The 22,504-nt window shown below is 71.4% G+C and carries 18 protein-coding genes; 13 read left to right on the forward strand and 5 right to left on the reverse strand.

Annotated features, from left to right (window positions below; all coding sequences use genetic code 11):
• The first annotated feature begins 4 nt into the window (after positions 1 to 4).
• The 9 genes from ACTWJ8_RS30965 (at position 5) to ACTWJ8_RS31005 (ending at position 9,809) form a co-directional block, all read left to right on the forward strand.
• Entirely contained in the window at positions 5 to 1,381 is a 1,377-nt protein-coding gene (locus ACTWJ8_RS30965) for a ThuA domain-containing protein (protein ID WP_443260899.1), read from the forward strand.
• 130 nt (positions 1,382 to 1,511) lie between these two features.
• Positions 1,512 to 2,633 (forward strand): inositol-3-phosphate synthase, encoded by a 1,122-nt coding sequence (locus ACTWJ8_RS30970; RefSeq protein WP_443260900.1) that lies wholly within the window; start codon positions 1,512 to 1,514, stop codon positions 2,631 to 2,633.
• On the forward strand, positions 2,630 to 3,628 hold the full coding sequence (locus ACTWJ8_RS30975) for an SCO3242 family prenyltransferase (protein ID WP_356379558.1): 999 nt from the start codon (positions 2,630 to 2,632) through the stop codon (positions 3,626 to 3,628). The genes ACTWJ8_RS30970 and ACTWJ8_RS30975 overlap by 4 nt, the downstream gene beginning before the upstream one ends.
• Complete coding sequence (locus ACTWJ8_RS30980; protein WP_356379561.1) at positions 3,625 to 4,533, forward strand: sugar phosphate isomerase/epimerase family protein; 909 nt, start codon at positions 3,625 to 3,627, stop codon at positions 4,531 to 4,533. The genes ACTWJ8_RS30975 and ACTWJ8_RS30980 overlap by 4 nt, the downstream gene beginning before the upstream one ends.
• The gene (locus tag ACTWJ8_RS30985) at positions 4,530 to 5,138 is read left to right on the forward strand and encodes an EboA domain-containing protein (protein ID WP_443260901.1); all 609 of its coding nucleotides are present in this window, start codon (positions 4,530 to 4,532) and stop codon (positions 5,136 to 5,138) included. The genes ACTWJ8_RS30980 and ACTWJ8_RS30985 overlap by 4 nt, the downstream gene beginning before the upstream one ends.
• Positions 5,138 to 5,989, forward strand: a complete 852-nt coding sequence (locus ACTWJ8_RS30990) for a TatD family hydrolase (protein ID WP_443260902.1) — start codon at positions 5,138 to 5,140, stop codon at positions 5,987 to 5,989. The genes ACTWJ8_RS30985 and ACTWJ8_RS30990 overlap by 1 nt, the downstream gene beginning before the upstream one ends.
• 3 nt (positions 5,990 to 5,992) lie before the next feature.
• Positions 5,993 to 7,171 (forward strand): metabolite traffic protein EboE, encoded by a 1,179-nt coding sequence (gene eboE / locus ACTWJ8_RS30995; protein WP_443260903.1) that lies wholly within the window; start codon positions 5,993 to 5,995, stop codon positions 7,169 to 7,171.
• Positions 7,168 to 8,619 (forward strand): nucleotide pyrophosphatase/phosphodiesterase family protein, encoded by a 1,452-nt coding sequence (locus ACTWJ8_RS31000; RefSeq protein ID WP_443260904.1) that lies wholly within the window; start codon positions 7,168 to 7,170, stop codon positions 8,617 to 8,619. The genes eboE and ACTWJ8_RS31000 overlap by 4 nt, the downstream gene beginning before the upstream one ends.
• Positions 8,620 to 8,711: 92 nt before the next feature.
• The gene (locus ACTWJ8_RS31005) at positions 8,712 to 9,809 is read left to right on the forward strand and encodes a sugar phosphate isomerase/epimerase family protein (protein ID WP_443265045.1); all 1,098 of its coding nucleotides are present in this window, start codon (positions 8,712 to 8,714) and stop codon (positions 9,807 to 9,809) included.
• Positions 9,810 to 9,886: 77 nt separating this feature from the next.
• Here the strand turns inward: ACTWJ8_RS31005 and ACTWJ8_RS31010 are convergent, their stop codons facing one another.
• The 4 genes from ACTWJ8_RS31010 to frc form a co-directional block, all read right to left on the reverse strand.
• On the reverse strand, positions 9,887 to 11,266 hold the full coding sequence (locus ACTWJ8_RS31010) for an OFA family MFS transporter (RefSeq protein WP_356379576.1): 1,380 nt from the start codon (positions 11,264 to 11,266) through the stop codon (positions 9,887 to 9,889).
• Position 11,267: 1 nt separating this feature from the next.
• Positions 11,268 to 12,653 carry an OFA family MFS transporter gene (locus tag ACTWJ8_RS31015; protein ID WP_356379579.1) on the reverse strand — a complete coding sequence of 462 codons (1,386 nt, stop codon included), beginning with the start codon at positions 12,651 to 12,653 and terminating at the stop codon, positions 11,268 to 11,270.
• 114 nt (positions 12,654 to 12,767) lie between these two features.
• Positions 12,768 to 14,927 carry an acetate--CoA ligase family protein gene (locus tag ACTWJ8_RS31020; RefSeq protein ID WP_443260905.1) on the reverse strand — a complete coding sequence of 720 codons (2,160 nt, stop codon included), beginning with the start codon at positions 14,925 to 14,927 and terminating at the stop codon, positions 12,768 to 12,770.
• A gap of 3 nt (positions 14,928 to 14,930) precedes the next feature.
• Positions 14,931 to 16,160 carry a formyl-CoA transferase gene (gene frc / locus ACTWJ8_RS31025; RefSeq protein ID WP_443260906.1) on the reverse strand — a complete coding sequence of 410 codons (1,230 nt, stop codon included), beginning with the start codon at positions 16,158 to 16,160 and terminating at the stop codon, positions 14,931 to 14,933.
• Between the two features lie 107 nt (positions 16,161 to 16,267).
• On the opposite strand from frc, the gene sucC reads away from it, so the two are divergent.
• The 4 genes from sucC to ACTWJ8_RS31045 all read left to right on the forward strand — a co-directional run bounded on the left by sucC (position 16,268) and on the right by ACTWJ8_RS31045 (position 20,977).
• Positions 16,268 to 17,476 carry an ADP-forming succinate--CoA ligase subunit beta gene (sucC, locus tag ACTWJ8_RS31030; RefSeq protein WP_443260907.1) on the forward strand — a complete coding sequence of 403 codons (1,209 nt, stop codon included), beginning with the start codon at positions 16,268 to 16,270 and terminating at the stop codon, positions 17,474 to 17,476.
• 11 nt (positions 17,477 to 17,487) lie between these two features.
• Complete coding sequence (gene sucD, locus ACTWJ8_RS31035; protein ID WP_356379591.1) at positions 17,488 to 18,372, forward strand: succinate--CoA ligase subunit alpha; 885 nt, start codon at positions 17,488 to 17,490, stop codon at positions 18,370 to 18,372.
• Positions 18,373 to 18,512: 140 nt separating this feature from the next.
• The gene (locus ACTWJ8_RS31040) at positions 18,513 to 20,078 is read left to right on the forward strand and encodes an aldehyde dehydrogenase family protein (RefSeq protein WP_443260908.1); all 1,566 of its coding nucleotides are present in this window, start codon (positions 18,513 to 18,515) and stop codon (positions 20,076 to 20,078) included.
• A 218-nt stretch (positions 20,079 to 20,296) separates the two neighbouring features.
• The gene (locus tag ACTWJ8_RS31045; protein ID WP_356379597.1) at positions 20,297 to 20,977 is read left to right on the forward strand and encodes a GntR family transcriptional regulator; all 681 of its coding nucleotides are present in this window, start codon (positions 20,297 to 20,299) and stop codon (positions 20,975 to 20,977) included.
• 37 nt (positions 20,978 to 21,014) lie between these two features.
• Here the strand turns inward: ACTWJ8_RS31045 and ACTWJ8_RS31050 are convergent, their stop codons facing one another.
• The gene (locus ACTWJ8_RS31050) at positions 21,015 to 22,400 is read right to left on the reverse strand and encodes an OFA family MFS transporter (RefSeq protein ID WP_356379600.1); all 1,386 of its coding nucleotides are present in this window, start codon (positions 22,398 to 22,400) and stop codon (positions 21,015 to 21,017) included.
• Positions 22,401 to 22,504: the final 104 nt, after the last annotated feature.

Consider the following 22,504-nt stretch of genomic DNA (forward strand, 5'->3'; position numbering starts at 1 on the left):
CAGCATGCGCACCTCCGTACGCATCGGCCTCGCCACGGCCGCCGCCGCCCTGCTCGCCGGCGGGCTCACGGCCCCGGCCACCTCGGCGCCCCAGGGCGCCGGGGCCCGGGACCGGGTCCTGGTGTTCTCCAAGACCGCCGGGTTCCGGCACGACTCCATCCCCGAAGGCATCGCGGCCCTGAAGGAACTCGGCGCCGCGAACCGCCTCACCGTCGACACCACCGAGGACGCGACCGTCTTCACCCCGGCCAACCTCGCCCGGTACAAGGCCGTCGTCTTCCTCTCCACCACCGGCGACGTCCTCGACGACACCCAGCAGAAGGCCTTCGAGGCCTACGTCGCCAAGGGCGGCGGCTACCTGGGCGTGCACGCCGCCGCCGACACCGAGTACGACTGGAACTACTACGGCGGCCTCGTCGGCGCCTGGTTCCAGGGCCACCCGGCGATCCAGCCGGCCACCGTCCGCGTCGAGGAGCACCGGCACCCCGCCACGCGCGGGCTGCCGGACGCCTGGCAGCGCACCGACGAGTGGTACAACTACCGCTCCAACCCGCGCGAGAACGTGCACGTCCTCGCCTCGCTCGACGAGACGACGTACACCGGCGGCACCATGAAGGGCGACCATCCGATCGCCTGGTGCCAGGACTACGGCGGCGGCCGCTCCTTCTACACCGGGGGCGGGCACACCAAGGAGTCCTACGCCGACCCCGCGTTCCGCGGCCATCTGCTCGGCGGCCTGAAGTACGTCACCGGGCAGGAGGCGGCCAACTGCCGCCCGAACACCGGCTACCGGGACCTCTTCAACGGCGAGACCCTCGACGGCTGGAAACAGGCGGGACCGGGCGGCTTCACCGTGAACGCCTCGGACGGGACGCTCACCTCCCGGGGCGGCATGGGCCTGCTCTGGTACCAGGCCAAGGAACTGGGCTCGTACTCCCTCAAGCTCGACTGGAAGATGGCGAGCGAGGACGGCGACGACAACTCCGGTGTCTTCGTGGGCTTCCCGGCCTCCGACGACCCCTGGTCGGCCGTCGACAAGGGCTACGAGATCCAGATCGACGCCACCGACGCACCCGACCGCACCACCGGCGCCGTCTACTCCTTCCAGTCCGCCGACCTCGAGGCCCGCGACAAGGCCCTGAAGCCGCCGGGGGAGTGGAACGCGTACGAGATCAGGGTGCGCGGTGAGCGCCTCCAGGTGTTCCTCAACGGAGTCGAGATCAACGACTTCACCAACAAGGACCCCGAGCGGAGTCTGACCGACGGCTACATCGGTCTGCAGAACCACGGCGACTCCGACCAGGTGTCCTTCCGCAAGATCCGGCTCAAGGAACTGTCCACCGCACCCGCCGCGGGCGCGCTGCCCGGCGCGGGCGACTGAACCGGCGGCGGGCGGGCGACGCCGGACTCCCGCCCGCCGCCTCGCCCCGCCGCACCCGGCGGGGCGCCCCTCACGCACGACCGCGCACATGGCTTCACGACCGGCTCCCCGCTCGCCTAGGAGGCTGCCCATGTCCGCCGGACCTTCCCGCCGCTTCGGCGTGTGGCTCATCGGGGCCCGCGGCTCCGTCGCCACCACGGCGATCGCGGGCTGCGCCGCCGTCGCCGCCGGGCTCCACCCGCCCTCCGGCATGGTCACCGAGACCGAACCCTTCGCCACGGCAGGGCTACCGCCCCTGACCTCCCTCGTCTTCGGCGGCCACGACACCCTCGACTGCCCGCTGCCCAAACGCGCCGAACACCTCGCCGCGGGCGGCGTACTGCCGCACGGGCTCCCCGGCGCCGTGCGGGGCGAACTCGCCGCCGCCGACCGGGAGATCCGCCCCGGCGGACCGCAGCCCGGCGACGGGCGCGCCCAGGACGAGCTGATCGCCGCCTTCACCGCCGACATCCAGGACTTCGTCCGCCGCCACGTCCTCGCGGGAGCCGTCGTCGTCAACGTCGCCTCCACCGAGGCCGCGCCCCGCGACGACCGCCTCCCCGCCAGCTCCCTGTACGCGGCCGCGGCCCTGCGCGCCGGCTGCCCGTACATCAACTTCACCCCCTCCACCGGACTCCACCACCCCTCTCTCCAGCACGCGGCCCACACCGCGGGCGTGCCCTTCGCGGGCCGCGACGGCAAGACCGGGCAGACCCTGCTCCGGTCCGTGCTCGGCCCGATGTTCCGCAGACGCGCCCTCGACGTGCGCGCCTGGTCCGGCACCAACCTGCTCGGCGGCGGCGACGGCGCCGCCCTCGCCGACCCGGCCGCTGCCGCCGCCAAGAACGCCGGCAAGGAGCGCGTCCTCGCCGACACGCTCGGCGCCGTGCCCGAGGGCGAGGTCCACATCGACGACGTCCCGGCGCTCGGCGACTGGAAGACGGCGTGGGACCACATCGCCTTCGACGGCTTCCTCGGCGCCCGGATGACCCTCCAGACCACGTGGCAGGGGTGCGACTCGGCGCTCGCCGCGCCCCTCGTCCTCGACCTCTCCCGGCTCCTGCTGCGGGCCGCGCAGGCCGGACTGACCGGGCCGCGTCCCGAGCTCGCGTTCTACTTCAAGGACCCCGACCCCGGCGCCTGCGCCGACCTCGACCGCCAGTACGAGGCCCTGCTCGGCTTCGCGGACCGGCTCCGGGACGGTGCGGCATGACGGCGCCGACCACGGGCGGCCGGGGGAGCAGCGGGAGGGCGTGGGTCGAACTCCTGCGCCTGCCCGCCCTGTTCACCGTCCCCGGCGACGCCCTCGCGGGAGCCGCAGCCGTCGCCGCACGACCGAACCGCGGCACCCTCCTGGCCACCGGCGCCTCCCTCAGCCTGTACGCGGCGGGCATGGCCCTCAACGACTGGGCCGACCGCGCGGAGGACGCCCGCGACCGCCCGCACCGCCCCCTGCCCTCGGGCCGCGTCCGCCCGGCCCACGCCCTCGCCGCGGCGGGCGCCCTCACGGCGGCGGGCCTCGCCCTCGCCCACCGCGCCAACCGCACCACCGGCGCCTTGGCCACCGCTCTCGCCGCGACCGTCTGGGCGTACGACCTCCGCCTCAAGGCCACCCCGGCGGGCGCCGCCACGATGGGTGCGGCCCGCGGCCTGGACCTCCTGATGGGCGCGACGGCCACGCGCCCGACCGGCCTGAGACCGGCGCTGACCGCTGCCACCACCCTCGCGACCCACACCACCGCCGTCACGACGGTGTCCCGCACCGAGACCCGGGGCGGCTCCACGACCGCACCCCTGACGGCGCTCGCGACGGGGGCCGCCATCACGGCGAGGCTTCTCGCGACGCCGCGAGAGGCCCGCCGGCGGGCCGACGGCCCCGACCCGGCCGCGCCCCCGCTTCGGGCCGACCACCCCGCGGGGGCCACGGCCGCCGCGGGCTCGGCCCCGCGCACGGTGCGCAGGGGCCCGGCACTCGCCGTCGCCCTTCCCACCGCCGCGTACGCCGCCACCGCCCTCCGCCCCCTCCTGCACGCCGCCCTCAACCCCTCGCCGCCGCTCACCCAGCGCGCCGTGGGCGCCGGGATCCGGGCGATGGTGCCGCTGCAGGCCGCCCTCGCCGGCCGGGCGGGTGCGCCCGTGACCGCGCTCGTCACGCTCGGCCTCGGGCCGCTCGCCCGGCGCTTCGCGAAGCGGGTGAGCATCACATGAGGGAAGCGGCTGAGCAGCACATGAACGGGACACCGACCGCCCGACCCCGCTGGGGCTACGGCACCAACGGGCTCACCGACCTGCGCCTGCCCGACGCCCTCGCCCTCCTCGCCGACCTCGGCTACGACGGCGTCGGGCTCACGCTCGACCACATGCACCTCGACCCCCTCGCCCCGGACCTCGCGGCCCGCACCCGCGAGGTGGGCAGGGCCCTCGACCGGCACCGGCTCTCCGTCACCGTCGAGACCGGCGCCCGGTACGTCCTCGATCCACGCCGCAAACACGGCCCCTCCCTCCTCGACCCGGACCCCGAGGCCCGCGCCGCCCGTACCGACCTGCTCGTCCGTTCCGTGCGCGTCGCCTCCGACCTCGGCGCCCACGCCCTGCACTGCTTCAGCGGCGCCGCCCCCGACGACACCGACCCCGACACCGCGTGGAAGCGGCTCGCCGAGTCCCTCACCCCCGTCCTGGAAGCGGCCGACGCCGCCCGCGTACCGCTCGCCGTCGAGCCGGAGCCCGGCCATCTCCTGGGCACGCTCGCCGACTTCCACCGGCTGCGCCGCACCCTGGGCGACCCCGAAGGGCTCGGCCTGACCCTCGACATCGGGCACTGCCAGTGCCTGGAGCCGCTGCCGCCCGCCGACTGCGTCCGCGCGGCGGCGCCCTGGCTGCGCCACGTGCAGATCGAGGACATGCGGCGCGGCGTCCACGAACACCTGCCGTTCGGCGCCGGGGAGATCGACTTCCCTCCGGTGCTCGCCGCCCTCGCCGCCACCGGCTACCAGGGCCTGACCGTCGTCGAACTGCCCCGGCACTCCCACGCGGGACCCCGCCTGGCCGCCGAGTCCCTCGACTTCCTGCGGACAGCGGCCGACCGCGCCGCCACGTGCGGAGGTACCCCATGACGTACGACACCGTCCGTGACCGGCTCGGCGCCGCCCTGGACCCGGACGCCCGCGCCTGGCTGCACGACGCGCTCGCCGACGCCGCCGACCATCCCGTCGCCCCGAACCCCGAACACGGCTTCACCACCTGGGAGTTGCGGTTCGCCGAGGCCGGCCGCCGCGCGGGCGACGAGCACGCAGACGCCGTCCGCGTCCTGCTGCTGCGCGCCGTCCGCGCCGACCCCGCCACCCTCACCACGCTGTACGACCACGGCACCGCCGCCGAACGCCGCGCCGTCCTGCTCGCCCTGCCCCACCTCGTCACAGGACCCGAGGCCCGCCCCCTCGTCGAGGACGCCCTGCGCGCCAACGACACCCGCCTGCTGGCCGCCGCCGTCGGCCCGTACGCCGCCGCGCACCTGCCCGCCCCCGCCTGGCGGCACGCCGTCCTCAAGTGCCTGTTCACCGGCGTGCCCGTGAAAGCCGTCGCCGGACTCGCGGAGCGCGCCAGGGGCGACGGCGAACTTGCCCGGATGCTGGCCGACTTCGCCGCCGAGCGCACCGCCGCGGGCCGCCCCGTGCCCGACGACCTGCACCGCGTGCTGGCCCTCACGAAGGAGTCCTGATGCGCCTCTTCGACCCCCACATCCACATGACCTCGCGCACCACCGACGACTACAGGGCGATGCGCGCCGCCGGTGTCCTGGCCGTCGTCGAGCCCGCCTTCTGGCTCGGCCAGCCCCGCACCTCGCCCGCCTCCTTCTACGACTACTTCGACGCCCTGCTGGGCTGGGAACCCTTCCGCGCCGCCCAGTACGGCATCACCCACCACTGCACCATCGCGCTCAACCCCAAGGAGGCGAACGACCCGCGCTGCGTCCCCGTCCTCGACGCGCTGCCCCGGTACCTCGTGAAGGACAACGTCGTCGCCGTCGGTGAGATCGGCTACGACTCGATGACACCCGCCGAGGACGCCGCGCTCGCAGCCCAGCTGCAACTGGCCGCCGACCACGCGCTGCCCGCCCTCGTGCACACCCCGCACCGCGACAAGCTCGCGGGCCTGCGCCGCACCCTCGACGTCGTGCGCGAGTCCGCGCTGCCCGTGGAGCGCGTCCTGCTCGACCACCTCAACGAGACCACCGTCAAGGAGGCCAAGGACTCCGGGGCCTGGCTGGGCTTCTCCGTCTACCCCGACACCAAGATGGACGAGGCGCGGATGGTGGACGTGCTGCGCACCCACGGCCCCGACAAGGTCCTCGTCAACTCGGCGGCCGACTGGGGCAACAGCGACCCCCTCAAGACCCGCAAGGTCGCCGACGCCATGCTCGCCTCCGGCTTCACCGAGGACGACGTCGACCTGGTGCTGTGGCGCAACCCCGTCGCGTTCTACGGACTCAGCGGCCGGCTGCGCCTCGACACACCACCGCCGAGCGCCGCCACCCACGGGGGCAACTCGATCCTGCGCGGAGGTGAGTGACCCATGCGCTTCCGGCACCCCGACGGCTCCACCGTCCATCTCGCGTACTGCACGAACGTGCACCCCGCCGAGACCCTCGACGGCGTCATCGCCCAGCTGCGCGACCACTGCGAACCCGTCCGCAGGCGCCTCGGCCGCGACCGCCTCGGCATCGGCCTGTGGCTGGCCAAGGACGCCGCCCGCGCCCTGGTCGCCGACCCCGCGGCCCTGCGCGGACTGCGCACCGAACTCGACCGGCGCGGCCTCGAGGTCGTCACCCTGAACGGCTTCCCCTACGAAGGGTTCGGCGCCGCGGAGGTCAAGTACCGCGTCTACAAGCCCGACTGGGCCGACGAGGAACGCCTCACCCACACCGTCGACCTCGCCCGGCTGCTCGGCGCGCTGCTGCCCGCCGACGCCACCGAGGGCACCGTCTCCACCCTGCCGCTCGCCTGGCGCACCGCCCAGCAGCCGGACCGCGCCGAGCGGGCCCGCCGGCACCTGCGCACCCTCGCCGAACGCCTCGACACCCTCGAGACCGTCACCGGCCGCTCCATCCGTGTCGGCCTGGAACCCGAACCCGGCTGCGTCGTCGAGACCACCGGCGACGCCGTCGGACCGCTCACCGACATCGCCCGCACCGACCGCGTCGGCCTGTGCCTTGACACCTGCCACCTCGCCACCTCCTTCGAACAACCCGACGCCGCGCTCGACGCCCTCGCCGCCGCCGACGTCCCCGTGGTGAAGGCGCAGCTCTCCGCCGCCCTCCACGCCGAACACCCCGGCCTCCCCGAAGTCCGCGCGGCGCTCGGCGCGTTCGACGAACCCCGCTTCCTGCACCAGACCCGCGCCCGCGCCGACGGCACCCTGCACGCCGTCGACGACCTGGGCGCCGCCCTCGCCGCGGACGGACACGCCCTGCCGCGGGACGTGCCCTGGCGCGCCCACTTCCACGTACCGCTGCACGCGGCCCCCGCCGCGCCCCTCACCTCCACCCTCGACGTCCTCAAGGACACGCTGACCCGTCTCGTCGGCGGCGCCTGCCCGCTCACCCGCCACCTCGAGGTCGAGACGTATACCTGGCAGGCCCTGCCGCCCGAGCTGCGCCCGCGGGGCAGCCGGCAGCTCGCCGAGGGCATCGCCGCCGAACTCGCCCTGGCCCGCGACCTGCTGACCGACCTCGGACTCAAGGAGCTGCCATGACCAGCGCGCCCAGCGACGGGCCCACCCCGCTCCTCGTCCTCGACGTCGTCGGCCTCACCCCCCGTCTGCTCGACCACATGCCGCACCTCAAACGCCTCGGCGCCACCGGCTCCCGCGCCCCGCTCGGCACCGTGCTGCCCGCCGTCACCTGCGCCGCCCAGTCCACGTTCCTGACCGGCACGCTCCCCGCCGAGCACGGCATCGTCGGCAACGGCTGGTACTTCCGCGAACTCGGCGACGTCCTGCTGTGGCGCCAGCACAACGGACTCGTCGGCGGCGACAAGCTGTGGGACGCCGCCCGCCGTGCCCACCCCGGCTACACGGTCGCCAACATCTGCTGGTGGTACGCCATGGGCGCCGACACCGACCTCACCGTCACCCCCCGTCCCGTCTACTACGCCGACGGCCGCAAGGAACCCGACTGCTACACCCGGCCTCCCGCACTGCACGACGAACTCACCGACAAGCTCGGCACGTTCCCCCTCTTCCACTTCTGGGGCCCCGGCGCCGACCTGGTGTCCAGCCGATGGATCATCGACGCCACCCGGCACGTCCTGGCCACCCGCCATCCCGACCTGATCCTCAGCTACCTCCCGCATCTGGACTACGACCTGCAGCGCTACGGCCCCGACGACCCGCGCTCCCGCCAAGCGGCCGCCGACCTCGACGCCGCCCTCGCCCCGCTCCTGGACGACGCGCGCGCCGAGGGCCGCACCGTCGTCGCCCTCTCCGAGTACGGCATCACCCGCGCCGACCGCCCCGTCCACATCAACCGGGCGCTGCGCCGCGCCGGACTCCTCGACGTGCACACCCAGGACGGCATGGAGTACCTCGACCCGATGGCCTCCCGCGCCTTCGCCGTCGCCGACCACCAGATCGCGCACGTCTACGTACGCCGCCCCGAGGACCTCGACGCCACCCGCGCCGCGCTCGCCGACGTGCCCGGCATCGAGCGGCTCCTCGACGACGAGGGCAAGAAGGCGCACGGCCTCGACCACCCGCGCTCCGGCGAACTCGTCGCCGTCGCCGAACCCGACGCCTGGTTCACGTACTACTACTGGCTCGACGACGACCGCGCGCCCGACTTCGCGCCGCTCGTCGAGATCCACCGCAAACCCGGCTACGACCCGGTCGAGCTCTTCATGGACCCCCTCGACCCCTACGTGAAGGTCAAGGCGGCCACCGCCCTCGCCCGCAAGAAGCTCGGCATGCGCTACCGCATGGCCGTCGTCCCGCTGGACGCCTCACCTGTTCGGGGAAGCCACGGCCGGCTCCCGGCGAGCGACGACGAAGGTCCGCTCATCCTGTGCTCCACCCCCCACGTCCTTTCCGGCCGCGTCGCGGCCACCGAAGTGAAATCCCTGCTGCTCCACCTGGCAGGAGCGGCAGTTACAGAGAGTGAAGCACACGCCACTGACAACGGCCCGACCGAGAGAAGGCACCCGTGACCGAACTCCACCGCACCACCGCCGCTGCCGCGGCATCAGCCGCCGCCGACGCGGAGCCCGCCGTCGACGACGCGCTCAGATCCCGCCTCGGCATCAGCCGCCGCCGCTTCCTCAGCACCTGCACCGCGGCCACGGGCGCCGCCATCGCCGCGCCCGTGTTCGGCGCGGGCCCCGCCCTCGCCCAGCCGGCCGCCGCGTCGAACGGCGGCGGGTCCGGCACCCGGCTGATCCCCGCCGACAAGCGCGGCATCATCCTCTACACCGTGCGCGACGCCATCGGCCGCGACCCGCTGAGCAGCACCCTGCCCTCCGGTTTCCGCGAGGTGTTCAAGGAGCTGGCCCGGTTCGGGTACAAGCAGGTCGAGTTCGCCGGGTACGGCCAGCACGCCAACGCGCCCGGAGGCGCCAGCCTGGAGTCCGTCGAGGGCGCCAAGCTGCTGCGCTCGTGGCTCGACGAGTACGGGCTGCGCGCCCAGGGCAACCACGGGTTCATCCCGTCGTCCTGGCCGCTCACCCAGGCCGACACCGACCAGTTCAAGAAGCACCTGGAGATCGCGAACATCCTCGGCATGGACCACATGGGCACCGGAGGCGACCCCACCGGCAGCTCGTACAAGGCGGACTGGGACGTGGCCGCCGACAAGTGGAACGCGCTGGGCCGGATCGCGCACCGCGCGGGCCTCAAGCTCTACACGCACAACCACGACGCGGCGTACGGCTTCCTGCTCGACGGCGGCCCGCTCGACGACCAGGGCCGACCCACCCGCAGCTCCGGCATTCGCAAGCTGGAGTACTTCCTGCGGATCAGCGACCCGAAGACGGTGTGGCTGGAGATGGACATCTTCTGGGCGCACGTGGCCCAGTACAAGTTCCACACGTACACCGCGCACGACGGCTCCACGCGCGAGAAGGTCTTCGACCCGGCCGCCCTCGTCGTCGCCAACAACGCGCGGTACCCGCTCTTCCACGCCAAGGACGGCACCCGCAACGACACGAACGGCATGGGCTACGACATGGTGCCCTTCGGCGAAGGTGTCATCGACTACCGGACGTTCTTCAAGCGGGTCGGCGCCCGCAACTACCACAACCCCATGGTCGAGCAGGACAACGCGCCCAGCTCCACCGACCCCGCCCAGTCCCTGACCCACGCGCGGATCGGCTACGACAACCTGGCGGCCCTGCGGAAGTAGCCGCCTTCCGGCACATGAGTGGGGCCCGGCCGTCCAAGGCCGGGCCCCACTCAACTCGTGCGTCGCGCTTTACGTGATCATGTCAACGACACCGCCTTCTCGTTCCGCCCCGGCTGCCGCAGCAGCAGCGCGACCAGCGCGGCCAGCATGGAGATCCCGCCGGCCAGGGCGTACGCCCCGTTGTAGCCCCAGGCGCCGACCACCATGGAGCCGAGGCCGCCGCCGAAGAGGCCGCTGATGAGCTTGCCGCTGTACACCAGGCCGTAGTTGGTGGCGTTGTAGTTCTCGCCGAAGTAGTCCGGGGTGAGCGCCGCGAACATCGGGTAGAACGCTCCGCCGCCGAAGCCGGACAGGAACGCGAAGACCAGGAACAGGGCCTCGCTGTGGATGTCGCCCGCCCAGATGATGCCGAACTGGGCGAGGCCCAGGACGACGATCACGAGGATCAGGCTGGCCTTGCGGCCCCACACGTCCGACATCCAGCCGACCACCGCGCGGCCGACGCCGTTGATGACCGCCATGACACCCATCGAGGACGCGGCGACCAGCGGACCGAAACCGACCTCCTTCGCGAAGTCGACCTGGAACGAGATGCCGAAGATCGACACACCGGCCGTCAGGACCAGGCTCAGCCACATCAGCGGCAGCTGCCCCGTCTTGATGGCCTCCATCGGCGTGAACTGCCGTACGGCGGGCGGGTTCTTGGCGAGCGCCGCCGCGCTCTTGCCCTTGCCGGATGTCGCGATCGGGTCGACCTCCGCGGGCCACCAGTTCTTCGGCGGGTCCCGGAAGAAGAACGCGCACACCAGCACCACGACCAGCACATACACACCGATCATGTCGAGCACCCGGTGGTAGTTCGAGGTGTCGAAGGCGTAGTTGAAGATGAAGATGAACGGAAGCGAGCCGTAGGCGAAGCCTCCGTTGACGAAACCTGTCCTGCCGCCTTTGCGTTCGGGGTACCACTTGCCGACCATGTTGATGCAGGTCGCGTACACGAACCCGGAGCCGAGTCCGCCGATCACACCGAATCCGATGATGGCCAGCCACACGTTGTGCAGATGCGACAGGGCCAGGAATCCGATCAGGCACATGAAGGCGCCGACGTACATGGCGCGGCGGGCCGGCATGATGCCCTTCTCCCGCAGCCACCCCGCCGGAAACGCCACGCCTGCCTGGAAGAACACCCAGACACTGAGGATCCAGAACGTGTTGGACTGCGTCCAGCCGTGCGCGTGGGACAGCGTGTCCTCGGCCGACCCGTAGGCGTACTCGAAGACGCTGATGGCCATCATGGCCACCCACGGCAGGTACACCATGAACTTTCGGGAGTGGCCGAGGATGTCGCGGTCGGACTCGCCCACGCGATAGATCCGGCCGTGCTCGTCGGTGATCTCTCGGTACCGGCTCCCCGTGGCCGGTGCCGTGTTGCCAGCGGAGACAGGTTCCGCCGTCATATCAAGCCATCTCCTCACCCAGGGGTTGTGGGTTGGGGTGGATCCCACGCTTCTTGGGCCTACCGGGAGGGGACAGGAACAGCGCCACGAAGCCGGCGAAGAACGAGATGCAGCCGGCCAGGATGAAGGCACCGGAGTGTCCCCAGGCACCGACGACGACGGACCCCATGCCCGCGCCGAGCCCCGAGACGAGCTTGGAGCTGTAGACCATGCCGTAGTTGGTGGCGTTGTTGTTCTCACCGAAGTAGTCGGCGGTCAGGGCGGCGAACATCGGGAAGATGGCGCCACCGCCGAACCCGGAGATCGCGGAGAAGATCAGGAACATCGGGAGGATCTTCTCCGAGGCCGACCAGATGATGCCGAACTGGGCGAGGCCCAGGATCACGCAGACCGCGAGCAGACACTGCTTGCGGCCGTACCGGTCGGACAGCCAGCCGATGACACCGCGCCCGGTGCCGTTGACAACTGCCTTGAGGGACATGGCGGTTGCCACGATGCCGCCCGCGAAGCCGGCCTCCTTGCCGATGTCGACCTGGAAGGCGATGCCGAAGATGTTCACACCCGACGTACACGCCAGGCAGAACCACATCAGCGCCACCCGGCCCGTCTTCCATGCCTCCATGGGGGTGTACTGCTTGACGGCCGGTGGGTTCTTCTCGAGGGACCTGCGGGCACGCGGGTCCTCGGGCGGGTTCAGCGGGTCGATGTGCGCGGGCCACCAGTTCTTCGGGGGGTCCTTGAAGAAGAAGCCCGCGACGGCCACCATCGCCGCGAGCAGCAGACCCACCGAGACCAGCACCCAGCGGAAGTTGGTCAGGTCCATGAACCCGGTGAACAGGAACACGAACGGCACGGATCCGTAGGCGAAGCCGCCGTTGACGAACCCGGTCTTGCCGCCCCTGCGCTCCGGGTACCACTTGCCGACCATGTTGACGCAGGTCGCGTACACCATGCCGGCGCCCATGCCGCTGAAGACACTGAAGCCGATGTAGGCGAACACGACGTGCGGCGCGTAGGCCAGCGACAGATAGCCGAGGAGGGTGCCGAGCGCGCCGAGCATCATGGCCCAGCGGGCCGGCAGCCTGCCGCTCTCCCTGAGCCGGCCCGCGGGCATCGCCACGGCGGCCTGGAAGAACACCCAGACGGTCATCATCCAGAAGATGTGTCCGCTGTTCCAATGATGTGCGGTGTGCAGGGTGTCCTCGGCGGACGCGAACGCGTACTCCGCCGACGAGATGCCCATCATGCCCACCCAGGGCAGGATGACCATCCACTTGCGGCCCCGGCCCATGATGTCGATGTCACTCTCGCCAACGCGGTACACCCGGCCGTTGGCGTCCGTCACCTCCCTGTAGGGGACGGAACTTGGCAGATCGGTTGTGGTCATGTCGATTTCCCTTGCGTCGAAAGATCTGGGCAGCGCCCCCTGTCCACATGTCTTTCGTGTGCGCACGGGTCCTGGGCCCGGCCGGCGCACACCGCCGACCGGACCCGTCCTCGGTCACCTCATCGACCGCCCCCCCAACTTCCCCGCCGCGCGGGCCCACTTGTACTTCGCGCCGAGCACCGCGACGGGCTTCTCGGTCGTGTACGGGTACGCGACCACGCCCCGGTCGAAGAGGTACTGGCACGCCTCCTCGACCTCGACGTCACCGGCCAGCGATGCCACCACCGGCTTCTCGATGCCGCGCTCCCTGAACTCCTGGACGACGCGCGCCGTCACCTCCGCGAACACCATGGGCGGGGTGACGATGGTGTGCCAGTAGCCGAGCACGAGGGAGTGGATCCGCGGGTCCTCGAGCCCGAGCCTGATCGTCGCCTCGTACGTCGACGGGGGCTCGCCGCCCGTGATGTCGACGGGGTTGCCGGCGGCGCCGAACGGCGGGATGAACTTCCGGAAGGCCGCGTCCAGGTCGGCCGGGATCTCCATCAGCTCCAGGCCGTTGTCCATGACCGCGTCGGACAGCAGCACACCCGAGCCACCGGCCCCCGTGATGATCACGACGTTGTCGCCCTGGGGTGTCGGAAGCACCGGCAGCGCCCGCGCGTACTCCAGCATGTCGTTCAGGCCCGGCGCCCTGATGACACCGGCCTGCTTGAGGATGTCGTCGTACACGGCGTCGTCGCCCGCGAGCGCGCCCGTGTGCGAACCGGCCGCCTTGGCGCCGGCCGCCGTACGGCCCGCCTTGAGGACCACGACCGGCTTCTTCGGCACGGTCGCGCGCGCGGCCTCCACGAAGGCCCGCCCGTCCTTGAGGTCCTCCAGGTGCATCGCGATGCACTCGGTGTTGGGGTCCTCACCGAACCATGTGAGCAGGTCGTCCTCGTCGAGGTCCGACTTGTTGCCGAGGCCGACGATGGCCGAGACACCCGTCTTGGTGGTGCGGGCGAAGCCCAGGATGGCCATGCCGATGCCACCGGACTGCGAGGTGAGCGCGACGCCGCCCTTCACGTCGTACGGCGTGCAGAACGTGGCGCACAGGTCCTGCCACGTCGAGTAGTAGCCGTAGATGTTCGGGCCGAGCAGCCGGGTGCCGTGGCGCTCGGCGATCGCGACGATCTCCTCCTGGAGCTCGTGCTCGCCGGTCTCGGCGAAGCCGGAGGGGATGAGGACCGCGTTCGGGATGCCCTTGCGGCCCACCTCCTCCAGGGCCGACGCCACGAACTTGGCGGGGATCGCGAAGACGGCCACGTCCACGTCGCCGGGCACGTCGGTGACGCTCTTGTACGCCTTGCGGCCCAGGATGTCGTCGGCCTTCGGGTTCACCGGGTGGATCTCGCCGGAGAAGCCGCCGTCGATGAGGTTGCGCATCACCGAGTTGCCGATCTTGCCCTGCTCGTTCGAGGCGCCGATCACGGTGATGGACTGCGGCTGCATCAGGCGCCGCATCGAGGTGAGGATCTCGTCACGGGTGTACGTGCGCCGCTGCTTCGGCTCGCCGTCGGCGAGGATGATCCGGATGTCGGCGGCGAGCGCGCCCCGCGGGGTGGCGATCACCGGGTTGAGGTCGACCTCGGCTATCTCGGGGAACTCCGTGACCAGTTGGGAGACCCGGCGGATCTGCTCCGCGAGCGCGTCCCGGTCGACGCCCTGGGCGCCGCGCACACCGCGCAGCACCTCGGCGGCCTTGATGGAGTCGAGCATGTCGAGGGACTCGGCCTCCGTCACCGGCGCGAGCCGGAAGGTGACGTCCTTCAGCACCTCGACGAGCACGCCGCCGAGCCCGAAGGCGACGACCTTGCCGAAGGTCGGGTCGGTGACGGACCCGACGATGACCTCCTGCGCGTCGGGCCCCGAGGGCAGCAGTTCCTGGACCTGGATGCCGGTGATGCGGGCATCGGCGTCGTAGGCGCGCGCGTTGTCGACGATGCGCTGGTACGCGTCCCGTACGGCGGCCTCGCCCTCGACGCCCACGACGACGCCGCCGGCGTCGGTCTTGTGCAGGATGTCGGGCGAGACGATCTTGAGCACCACGGGGCCGCCGAAGCGGGCCGCGGCGGCCACCGCCTGGTCGGCATCGGTCGCGAGCTCCTCGCCGGGGACGGCGATGCCGTACGCGTCGGCGATCACCTTTCCCTCGGGCGCGGTGAGCGCCGTACGTCCCTCGGCCCGTACGGCATCGAGCAGCGCTCGTACCTTGAGCTCACGTTCCTCGGCCATCAATCAGATCACTCCGTTCGACTTGAGCAGGCTCAACTCCTCGCCCCCGAGGCCGAGTTCACCGATGAAGACCTCTTCGTTGTGCTCGCCGAGCAGCGGAGAGGCGGTGACGTCGACGGGGGAGTCGGAGAGCTTGAGAGGGGAACCGACGGTCTTGAAGGAGCCGCGGCCCGGGTGCGGCACCTCGACGACCATGTCGTTGGCGGCGAGCGACTCGTCCTCGATGATCTCCTTGGTGGAGAGGATCGGCCCGCACGGGATGTTGTGGGCGTTCAGCTTGTCGAGGACCTCCCACTTGGGGAGCGTCGAGGACCACTCCTCGATGAGCTGGAACATCTTGTTGAGCTTCGGCAGCCGGGCCTCGGGCGTGGCCCAGTCGGCGTCCTCGGCGAGTTCGGGCCGCCCGATCAGCTCGGTGATGGGCTTCCAGCCGACGGGCTGCACGATGACGTAGACGTAGTCGTTGGGTCCGCCGGGCGCGCACTTGACGGCCCAGCCGGGCTGTCCGCCGCCGGAGGCGTTGCCGGAGCGGGGCACCTCGTCGCCGAAGTCCTCGTTCGGGTACTCGGCCAACGGGCCGTGCGCCAGGCGCTGTTGGTCGCGGAGCTTGACGCGGCAGAGGTTGAGGACGGCGTGCTGCATGGCCACGTTCACGCGCTGGCCGCGTCCGGTGTTCTCGCGCTGGAACAGGGCGGCGAGGATGCCGGCGACGGTGTGGATGCCGGTGCCGGAGTCGCCGATCTGCGCGCCGGTCGCGAGGGGCGGACCGTCCTCGAAGCCGGTGGTCGACATCGAGCCGCCCATGGCCTGGGCCACTACCTCGTAGGCCTTGAAGTTGGTGTAGGGGCCCTCGCCGAAGCCCTTGATGGAGGCGTAGATGATGCGGGGGTTGATCTCCTGGATGCGGTCCCAGGTGAAGCCCATCCGGTCGACGGCCCCGGGGCCGAAGTTCTCCACCAGTACGTCGCTGCGGCGGATCAGCTCGGTGAGCAGTTCCTTGCCGCGCTCCGTCTTGGTGTTCAGGGTGATGCTCCGCTTGTTGCAGTTGAGCATCGTGAAGTAGAGGGAGTCGACGTCCGGGATGTCACGCAGCTGCTTGCGCGTGATGTCTCCGGTCGGCGCCTCCAGTTTGACGACGTCCGCACCCAGCCACGCAAGGAGCTGCGTGGCGGATGGGCCTGACTGGACATGGGTCATGTCCAGGACGCGCACACCCTCGAGTGCCTTGGTCACGAACGACTCACCTCGCTACTGGTCCACGGTCGGTCCACCGTCGGCTCGTACATTGCATACAGTCGCCGAATACTGTATGAAAACTGGTATCCCGCATTGCGTGGATCGTGTCCAGGGGGCGTGCAGCACTTTCTTCCGCATCCGAGCCACATCGGCAGCTCAGGCAGGAGCCGCAAATGGACCTGTACGAACACCAAGCGAGGGACCTGTTCGCCGAGCACGGGATCCCCGTCCCGCGCGCCGAGGTCACCGAATCCGCCAAGGAGGCCAGGGAGTTCGCGCGCCGCCTCGGCGGCCGCGTCGTCGTCAAGGCGCAGGTGAAGACCGGTGGCCGCGGCAAGGCGGGCGGGGTGAAGCTCGCCGCCGACCCGGCCGCCGCCGAACTGACGGCACGCCAGATCCTCGGCATGGACATCAAGGGCCACACCGTCCGCAAGGTGATGCTGGCCCAACCCGTCGACATCGACCGCGAGTTCTACGTCTCCTACGTCCTCGACCGCGCGGCCGGCACCTTCCTCGCCATCGCCTCCGCCGAGGGCGGCATGGAGATCGAGGAGGTCGCCGCCACCCGGCCCGAGGCCGTCGCCCGCGTCCCCGTCGACCCGGCCGTCGGTGTCACCTCCGCCGTCGCGGCCCCCATCGCCGACGCGGCCGGCCTTCCGCCGCAGACCGTCGACGTCCTCGTCCGGCTGTGGGACGTCCTCACCCGCGAGGACGCGCTGCTCGTCGAGGTGAACCCGCTCGTGCGCACCGCGCAGGGCCAGATCCTCGCGCTCGACGGCAAGGTGACCCTCGACGACAACTCCCGCTTCCGCAACGCGCGTTGGGGAGAGCAGGAGGCAGCCCACGACGAACCGCTGGAGGCGCGGGCCGCCGCCAAGGGCCTCAACTACGTGAAGCTCGACGGCGAGGTCGGCATCATCGGCAACGGTGCCGGGCTCGTCATGTCCACCCTCGACGTCGTCGCCGGCTGCGGTGCGAAGCCCGCCAACTTCCTCGACATCGGCGGCGGCGCCTCCGCCCAGATCATGGCGGACGGCCTCGACGTCATCCTCTCCGACCCCGCCGTGAAGTCCGTCTTCGTCAACGTCTTCGGCGGCATCACCGCCTGCGACGCGGTCGCCGACGGCATCGTGCAGGCCCTCGACCACGTCCGGCTCACCAAGCCGCTCGTCGTCCGCCTCGACGGCAACAACGCCGCGCGCGGTCGCGCCATCCTCGACGAACGCGCGCACCCGCTGGTCGAACAGGCCACCACCATGGACGGCGCCGCCCTCAAGGCCGCCGAACTCGCCCTCGTCGGAAACCCCCTTTAAGGAGCCGGGACATGGCCATCTACCTGACCCAGGAGAGCAAGGTCCTCGTCCAGGGCATGACCGGCGCCGAGGGCATGAAGCACACCCGCCGCATGCTCCAGGCCGGCACGAACGTCGTCGGCGGCGTCAACCCCCGCAAGGCCGGCAGCACCGTCGACCTCGAAGGGCGCGACGTCCCCGTCTTCGGCTCCGTCGCCGAGGGTATGGCCGCCACCGGGGCCGATGTCACCGTCGTGTTCGTGCCGCCCGCCTTCGCCAAGGGCGCCGTCGTCGAGGCGGCCGACGCGGGCATCCCGCTCGCCGTCGTCATCACGGAGGGCATCCCCGTGCACGACGCCGTCGCCTTCCAGGCACACGCCAAGCGGCAGGGCACCCGGGTCATCGGCCCCAACTGCCCAGGACTCATCTCGCCCGGCGCCTCCAACGCGGGCATCATCCCCGCCGACATCACCAAGCCGGGCCGCGTCGGACTCGTCTCCAAGTCCGGCACCCTCACGTACCAACTCATGTACGAGCTGCGCGACATCGGCTTCTCGACGTGTGTCGGCATCGGCGGCGACCCCGTCATCGGCACCACCCACATCGACTGCCTCGACGCCTTCGAGGCCGACCCCGAGACCGAGCTGATCGTGCTCATCGGGGAGATCGGCGGCGACGCCGAGGAACGCGCCGCGGCCCACATCCGCGAGCACATCACCAAGCCCGTCGTCGGCTACATCGCCGGATTCACCGCGCCAGAGGGCAAAACGATGGGCCACGCGGGCGCCATCGTCTCCGGTTCATCGGGCACCGCGGCGGCCAAGAAGGAGGCCCTGGAAGCGGTCGGCGTCCGCGTCGGCGCCACACCCACCGAGACCGCCCGGCTCGTCCTGGACCGTCTCGCCGACGGGCAGTGACCCTTCTCTTAGGCGTCAACACGCCATCACTGTACGGACGTTGGCATACGTGAGGTGCCCGCGGGGCACCTCACGTCCACAGCACCACCAGCCATGAGCAGTACCCGCCCCGACTGTGCACCGTGAGCGGAGACCAAGAAATGGCAACCACCCTCAACACCTCCACCCTCGTCACACCCACCCTCAAGGCCGGCACCTCCTGGGCCGACGCCTGGCAGCGCTGCCTCGCCGTCGCCCCGGAGGCCTTCCGCGACGACCGCGTCCTGAACCTGTGGGGCGCCGCCTGGCAGGCGGACGGCCGCGCCCTGCCCGCCACCAGCCCCGTCGACGGCAGCCCCATCGCGGGCCCGCCGCGCCTCGACGCCGACACCGCGCACCGGGCCGTGCGCGCATCCCTCGACCAGCACCGCGCCTGGCGCCACGTCCCGCTGCCCGAGCGGCGCGCCCGCGTCGCCGCCACCCTCGACGCCCTCACCCAGCACCGCGAACTCCTCGCCCTGCTGCTCGTCTGGGAGATCGGCAAGCCGTGGCGGCTCGCGCAGGCCGACGTCGACCGCGCCATCGACGGCGTGCGGTGGTACGTCGACGGCATCGACGACATGCTCGGCGAGCGCACCCCGCTGGCGGGGCCGGTCTCGAACATCGCGAGCTGGAACTACCCGATGAGCGTGCTCGTCCACGCGATGCTCGTGCAGGCCCTCGCCGGCAACGCCGTCATCGCCAAGACACCCACCGACGGCGGTGTCTCCTGCCTCACCCTCGCCTGCGCGCTCGCCGCCCGCGAGGGCATCCCCGTCACCCTCGTCAGCGGCAGCGGCGGCCAGCTCTCCGAGGCGCTGGTGCGGGCGCCCGAGATCGGCTGCGTGTCCTTCGTCGGCGGCCGGGACACCGGCGCCGCCGTCGCCACCGACGTCGCCGACCTCGGCAAGCGGCACATCCTGGAGCAGGAGGGCCTCAATACCTGGGGCATCTGGAACTTCACCGACTGGGACACGCTGACCGCCGCGATTCCCAAGCTCTTCGACTACGGCAAGCAGCGCTGCACCGCCTACCCCCGCTTCGTCGTGCAGCGCGAGGCCTTCGACGACTTCCTCGCCGCCTACCTGCCCGCCGTGCGCACCCTGCGCGTCGGCCACCCGCTGGCCGTCGCGCACCCCGACGACCCGTACCCGGCCCTCGACTTCGGGCCGCTCATCAACGCGGCGAAGGCCAAGGAGCTGCACGACCAGGTCGCCGAGGCCATCGACCGCGGGGCCGTCCCGCTGCACCGCTCCACGCCCGACCCGGCGCTGTTCCTGCCGGGGCAGGACACCAGCGCGTACGTGCACCCGGTGACTCTGCTCGGGCCGCCTCCGTCCTCGCCGCTGCACCACGCCGAACCCTTCGGCCCGGTCGACACCATCGTGCTCGTCGACACCGAGGCGGAGCTGCTCGCCGCGATGAACGCCTCCAACGGCGCCCTCGTCGCGACGCTCTCCACCGACGACGAGGCGACGTACGAGCGGCTCGCCCCGCAGATCCGGGCGTTCAAGGTCGGCCGGGGCAAGCCGCGTTCGCGCGGCGACCGCGACGAGCTGTTCGGCGGCTTCGGGGCGTCGTGGCGCGGCGCCTTCGTGGGCGGCGAACTCCTGGTCCGCGCGGTCACCGAGGGGCCCGCGGGCGAGCGGCTGCCCGGGAACTTCCCCGAGTATCAGCTGATGCCCTGACGCAGCTGCGGCGGGGCCCCGCACGACGCAGGGGGCGCTCCCCGCCGTACGTGGACCCCGCCGCCGTGCCGCGGGGCGAGTTCTCGCCCGCCCCGCGCACACGATGTGTCGACGGGATATTGTGTACAGGCTGGGAAAGCCCTCGGCAAGAACTACGACAATCCCCATGCGGGAAGCGTGGGTTGGGACGCCGTGGACGCTGGACGGAAGGGGCCTCGATGTTGCCGACCGCAGGACTGCCGCGAGGTGCGGTGCCCAAGCTGGACCGGCCGGGACCGCTGCGCGAGCGGGTCTACGGCGCGCTCCTCGAACTCATCATCACCCGCGTCCTGCCGCCGGGCGCCCACCTCGTGGAGACCGAACTCGCGGCGCAGCTCGGGGTGTCGCGCCAGCCCGTGCGGGAGGCGCTCCAGCGGCTCAGCACGGAGGGGTGGGTGGATCTGCGGCCGGCGCAGGGTGCGTTCGTGCACGAGCCGACGGAGCACGAGGCGGACCAGCTCCTGACGGTGCGCCAGCTCCTGGAGACCGAGGCGGTCCGGCTGGCGGCGGGGAACGCGGACGCCGCCGCCGTCGCCGCGCTGGAGGAGCTGTGCGCGGCGGGGGAGCGGGCGGTGGCGGCGGACGACGTGGAGGCGGCGGTCGCCCTCAACGCGCAACTGCACGGCTCCATCATGGAGTTGGCGGCGAACACGGTCCTGGCCGAACTGGCCGCCCAGGTCGACCGCAGGGTCCGCTGGTACTACACGCCGGTGGCCCGGCAGCGCGGCCACCAGTCCTGGGCCGAGCACCGCGAGCTGATCGCCGCGCTCGCCGACCGCGACGCGGCACGGGCGGCCGACGTGATGCGCGCCCACACCGAGCACACCCGCAGGTCGTACCACCAGCGGGCGAGGCAGTGACCCGCTCCGGGCCACCGCCTCGCCGGGCGAGGGTGTCTCAGGTCGCGGCCTGCGGCTGCGGCACCGCGGCCTTGCTGCCCCTGCGCGGCCTGCCCGGCTGGTGCAGCGTCATCGCGATCAGGGCGGCGATCAGCGAGGTGCCGCCGGCCAGCGCGTAGGCGCCGTTGTAGCCCCACGCGGAGACCACCATGGAGCCCATGCCGCCGCCGAACAGGCCGCTGATCAGCTTTCCGCTGTAGACCAGGCCGTAGTTGGACGCGTTGTAGTTCTCACCGAAGTAGTCCGGGGTGAGCGCGGCGAACAGCGGATAGAACGCGCCGCCGCCGAATCCCGACAGGAACGCGAAGACCAGGAACAGCGCCTCGCTGTGCAGATTGCCGGCCCAGATGACACCGAACTGGGCGAGCCCGAGCACCAGGATCACCATCACCAGCGTCGACTTGCGGCCCCACTGGTCGGACGCCCAGCCGACGACGCCGCGCCCGATGCCGTTGATGACCGCCATGACCCCCATCGAGGACGCGGCGACGAGCGGTCCGAAGCCGACCTCCTTGGCGTAGTCGACCTGGAAGGAGATGCCGAAGATGGAGACACCCGCGCTGATGACGAGGGCGACCCACATCAGCGGCAGCATGCCCGTCCTGATGGCCTCCATCGGCGTGAACTGCCGGACGGCGGGTGGATTCTTGGCGAGGCTCGCCGCGCTCTTGCCGGTGCCGCCCTGGGCGAGCGGGTCGATGTGCGCGGGCCACCAGTTCTTCGGCGGGTCCTTGAAGAAGAAGGCGCACGCGAAGACGACGACCATGACGTAGAGGCCGACGAGGTCGAGCACGGTCTGGTAGTTCCCGGTGTCGAAGGCGTAGTTGAAGATGAAGATGAACGGCAGTGAGCCGTACGCGAATCCGCCGTTGACGAACCCGGTCTTGCCGCCCTTGCGCTCGGGGAACCACTTGCCGACCATGTTGACGCAGGTCGAGTAGATGAGGCCAGAGCCGATGCCGCCGACGACCCCGAAGCCCAGGATCGCGACGAGCACGTCGTGGATGTGGGACAGGGCGAGGAAGCCGATCAGGCAGAGCCCCGAGCCGACGAACATGGCTCGACGGGCCGTCAGAATGCCCTTCTCGCGCAGCCATCCGGCGGGGAAGGAGACCCCGGCCTGGAAGAAGATCCAGACGCTGAGAATCCAGAAGGTGTTGGACTGCGTCCAGTGGTGGGCGTGCGACAGGGTGTCCTCGGCTGAGCCGTAGGCGTACTCGAAGACACTGATCGCCATCATGGCGATCCACGGCAGGTACACCATCAACTGCCGTGAGTGGCCGAGGATGTCGCGGTCCGACTCCCCGATGCGGTAGACGCGGCCCCGGGCATCGGTGACCTCGCGATACCCGTGCGGCTCGGTCGTGTCGTGATTCAAGGTCATGTCAGGCGTTCCCTCACAGAGCGTCGTTGCTGCGTGTGCGGTGGTCCGTGCCTGTGCGCCGACGGCGGGCGCTGACGAATGCCGTCGCCGGTTATTGCATACAG

Source organism: Streptomyces sp. SDT5-1 (assembly GCF_052245995.1).
In the GTDB taxonomy this organism is placed as follows: Bacteria; Actinomycetota; Actinomycetes; order Streptomycetales; family Streptomycetaceae; genus Streptomyces.

Coding starts and splice junctions, on each gene's coding strand:
- ACTWJ8_RS30965 (WP_443260899.1), top strand. CDS start 5: ATGCGCACCTCCGTACGCATCGGCCTCGCCACGGCCGCCGCCGCCCTG.
- ACTWJ8_RS30970 (WP_443260900.1), top strand. CDS start 1,512: ATGTCCGCCGGACCTTCCCGCCGCTTCGGCGTGTGGCTCATCGGGGCC.
- ACTWJ8_RS30975 (WP_356379558.1), top strand. CDS start 2,630: ATGACGGCGCCGACCACGGGCGGCCGGGGGAGCAGCGGGAGGGCGTGG.
- ACTWJ8_RS30980 (WP_356379561.1), top strand. CDS start 3,625: ATGAGGGAAGCGGCTGAGCAGCACATGAACGGGACACCGACCGCCCGA.
- ACTWJ8_RS30985 (WP_443260901.1), top strand. CDS start 4,530: ATGACGTACGACACCGTCCGTGACCGGCTCGGCGCCGCCCTGGACCCG.
- ACTWJ8_RS30990 (WP_443260902.1), top strand. CDS start 5,138: ATGCGCCTCTTCGACCCCCACATCCACATGACCTCGCGCACCACCGAC.
- eboE (WP_443260903.1), top strand. CDS start 5,993: ATGCGCTTCCGGCACCCCGACGGCTCCACCGTCCATCTCGCGTACTGC.
- ACTWJ8_RS31000 (WP_443260904.1), top strand. CDS start 7,168: ATGACCAGCGCGCCCAGCGACGGGCCCACCCCGCTCCTCGTCCTCGAC.
- ACTWJ8_RS31010 (WP_356379576.1), bottom strand. CDS start 11,266: ATGACGGCGGAACCTGTCTCCGCTGGCAACACGGCACCGGCCACGGGG.
- ACTWJ8_RS31015 (WP_356379579.1), bottom strand. CDS start 12,653: ATGACCACAACCGATCTGCCAAGTTCCGTCCCCTACAGGGAGGTGACG.
- ACTWJ8_RS31020 (WP_443260905.1), bottom strand. CDS start 14,927: ATGGCCGAGGAACGTGAGCTCAAGGTACGAGCGCTGCTCGATGCCGTA.
- sucD (WP_356379591.1), top strand. CDS start 17,488: ATGGCCATCTACCTGACCCAGGAGAGCAAGGTCCTCGTCCAGGGCATG.
- ACTWJ8_RS31040 (WP_443260908.1), top strand. CDS start 18,513: ATGGCAACCACCCTCAACACCTCCACCCTCGTCACACCCACCCTCAAG.
- ACTWJ8_RS31045 (WP_356379597.1), top strand. CDS start 20,297: ATGTTGCCGACCGCAGGACTGCCGCGAGGTGCGGTGCCCAAGCTGGAC.
- ACTWJ8_RS31050 (WP_356379600.1), bottom strand. CDS start 22,400: ATGACCTTGAATCACGACACGACCGAGCCGCACGGGTATCGCGAGGTC.